Genomic DNA, 3,092 nt, shown 5'->3' with positions numbered 1-3,092 from the left:
CGCCTTCAGCACGCGCGGATGCAACTCGCCGAACTCCGCCACAATGGTCTTGGGTCCGAGCTGCAGCCGGGCCGAGCGGCCAGGATGCCACCAGGGCGAGGCCTGGCCCTGGACAGTCTGCAGCGCTTGCGCGCCTAACTCATCCAGCAGCGCCAGCAGGTCCGCCTTGAGGGCGAACAGCGGGTCGCCGACAGCGCCCGCCCAATGCCGGGGACCGTGCGGCGCCAGGAGTGCGGTGACCGCGGTCCACTGGCCGTCCGGCTGATCGGAGCGGAAGTTTGGCCCCACCTCGAAGAAAGCTGCGTCTGCGAAGCCGCGACGGGCGTTGCGGGCGGCCGCGTCGATCAGGTTAGCGAGCGCGGTGGGGCGCATAGTGGAAAGGTCGGAAGCGATCGGATTGGCCAGCACCAGCTCCTCGGCGCCACCTCCGAACAGGACGGCCCAGTCCTGGCGCATGAAGCTCCAGGTCACCGCCTCGGCGTAGCCGCGCGCGGCCAAGACACGGCGGGCGTCGCGCATGCGCCGCTGGCGGACGGTCAGCACGCCGCCCGAGGCGCGCGGCATTTCGGGCAGGGCCTCGACCGGCAGGCTGTCGAAGCCTTCGATGCGGGCCACCTCCTCCACCAGATCGGCCTTGCCCTCCACGTCGCGCCGCCAGGATGGCGGGGTCACAGCGTCGCCCTCGACGGCGAAGCCCAGGCCGGTGAGGATCTCGTCGATGCGCGCCTCTGAGACCGTCAGACCCGAGAGCTTGCGCACATAGCTGCGGTCGAAGGCGATAGCGGCCGGCGCTGCGGGCGCCTGGCCCGCGACGCGGACCTCGGAGGGCTGGCCGCCGCACAACTCCAGGATCAGCTGGGTCGCCAGTTCCAGGCCGGGAACCGGCGAAGCCGGGTCGACGCCGCGCGCGAAGCGGTACTGCGCGTCGGAGCTGATCCCCAGTGTACGGCCGGTCTGGGCGATGCGGATCGGATCGAACCAGGCGCTCTCGACGAACACGTCCGTCGTCGCCTCCGAACAGCCGGTGGATGCGCCGCCGATGACGCCGCCAAGGCCGATGGCGCCGGAGCCGTCGGCGATCACGCAGGTCTCAGCGTCGGCCGCGTAGGTCTTGCCGTCGAGCGCGGCGATGCTTTCGCCGGGCTGGGCCAGACGCGCCTCGATGACGCCGCCCTGCAGCAGGCCTGCGTCATAGACGTGCAGCGGCCGGGCGCGATCCTGAGAGATCAGGTTGGTCACATCGACGAGCGCGTTGATGGGGCGAAGCCCGACGCTCAACAGCCTTGTCTGCAGCCACTCGGGCGAGGGGCCGTTCTTCACGCCGCGGATCAGCCGGCCGGTGAACACTGGGCAGGCATCGCCGTCGACCTTGATCTCGATGGGGCAGGGGAAGGCGCCCTTCACCGGTTGGGCGGTTTCCGGCTTCAGGGTCCCCAGGCCGGCGGCGGCGAGGTCGCGGGCGATCCCGCGCACGCCCAGCCAGTCGGGCCGATTGGGCGTGACCTCAAAGTCAATCACCGCCTCCAGACCGAACGCCTCGACCGCCGATGCCCCGACCGCGAGGGACTCGGACAGCTCGACAATGCCGTCGGCGTCGTCGGCCACCTCAAGCTCGCGGCCGGAGCACAGCATGCCGTTGGAGACCACGCCGCGAACCGGCCGCGCTTCCAGCGTGATCCCGCTGCCGGGCACATAGGCGCCCAGCGGCGCATAGATCGTGACGAGTCCTGCGCGCGCATTGGGTGCGCCGCAGACGATCTCCTTGCGGCCGTCCTTGGTGTCCACCTGGCAGACCCGCAGCTTGTCGGCGTTGGGGTGCTGGACCGCCTCGACGATGCGAGCCACCGAGAAGGCCGCCAGCTTCGCGCCTGGATCCTCGACGTGTTCGACTTCCAGGCCGGCCATGGTCATGGCCTCCACGACCTGCGCGACCGTGGCCTCGGTCTCGAGGTGATCCTTCAGCCAGGAGAGCGTGAACTTCATGATTGGGCTCCTTCGCCCAGGATCTCAATCAGGCGGAACCGCTCGCACCAGAGCAGCATGTCGGGCGAGAAGCCGCCGTTGCGGGTGAAATAGTCCTGATGGCCGTCGCGCCAGTCCTGCAGACTTTCGTCGCCTTCGCCCTCGTGCATGGCGAACGACCACGGCACATCGATGAACCGCATCTGCTCCAGGGTGACGGTCTCGATTACCGCGCGCGGGGCGCCGGCGCCGTCCTTGACCACCATGCGCTTGCCGACCTCGGTCTGCTGGCCGTCGGCGATCGACCAGCAGGTGGCCGTCTTGGCGCCCGCCAGCACGAAGCCCAGCAGCCGGTCGGCCATTTCCGGGTTGTCGCCAAAGGAGAAGGTCTCCAGCGACCGCCAGTCCTGCAGATAACCGCTCATGACAGCCCCGTCGCCGGGTTCGGCGTCTGGGTGGCGGAGAAGCCGTAGTGGTCCAGCCAGCGGACGTCGGCGGCGAACATGTCGCGCAGGTCGGGCATGCCGTATTTCAGCATCCCCAGCCGGTCGATGCCGAAGCCGAAGGCGAAGCCTTGCCACTCGTCGGGGTCGAGGCCGCAGGTGCGAATGATGTTGGGATGCACCATCCCGCAGCCGACGATCTCCATCCAGTCGGAACCCTGCCCGATCTTCACCTCGCCGCCGGAGCGATCGCACTTCACGTCCATCTCGGCGCTGGGCTCGGTGAACGGGAAGTGGTGCGGACGGAAGCGCGTCTCGACGGCCGGGGTTTCGAAGAACCGGGCGATGAACTGGTCCAGCGTCCACTTGAGGTGGCCCATATGGATGGCGCGATCGATCACAAGGCCCTCCATTTGGTGGAACATCGGCGTGTGAGTTGCGTCGGAATCCGAGCGATAGGTGCGGCCCGGAACGATCACCCGGATCGGCGGCGCCTGGCCCTGGGCGATCCAGGCCGGAAGGGTTCCGTTCTGGCCCTGGCGCAGCACGCGCACCTGCACGGGGCTGGTGTGGGTGCGCAGCAGGCGCCGCTCGCCGCGTTCGTTCTCGGGCAGCCAGAACGTGTCGTGCATCTCCCGCGCCGGGTGCTTGGGCGGGAAGTTGAGTGCGGTGAAATTGTGGAAGTCG

General features: G+C 69.0%; 3 protein-coding genes. All 3 read right to left on the bottom strand.

All coding sequences use genetic code 11. From position 1 onward, the window contains the following. The coding region (gene pheT / locus ACIQ3R_RS16805) for a phenylalanine--tRNA ligase subunit beta (RefSeq protein ID WP_397420002.1) at positions 1 to 1,983 on the bottom strand (1,983 nt) is incomplete at its 3' end. After that, complete coding sequence (locus tag ACIQ3R_RS16800) at positions 1,980 to 2,387, bottom strand: ASCH domain-containing protein (RefSeq protein WP_397420001.1); 408 nt, start codon at positions 2,385 to 2,387, stop codon at positions 1,980 to 1,982. The genes pheT and ACIQ3R_RS16800, both read right to left, overlap by 4 nt. Further along, positions 2,384 to 3,092: phenylalanine--tRNA ligase subunit alpha (pheS, locus tag ACIQ3R_RS16795; protein ID WP_397420000.1), on the bottom strand; the 709-nt coding region annotated here is incomplete at its 5' end. The genes pheS and ACIQ3R_RS16800, both read right to left, overlap by 4 nt.

It is taken from the genome of Phenylobacterium sp., from assembly GCF_044371015.1.
Taxonomy (GTDB): Bacteria; Pseudomonadota; Alphaproteobacteria; order Caulobacterales; family Caulobacteraceae; genus Phenylobacterium.
This window is presented reverse-complemented; position numbering and strand designations above follow the sequence as displayed.

What these genes read in the sequence shown, in the direction of transcription:
- ACIQ3R_RS16800 (WP_397420001.1), bottom strand. Translation starts at nt 2,387, where the DNA reads ATGAGCGGTTATCTGCAGGACTGGCGGTCGCTGGAGACCTTCTCCTTT.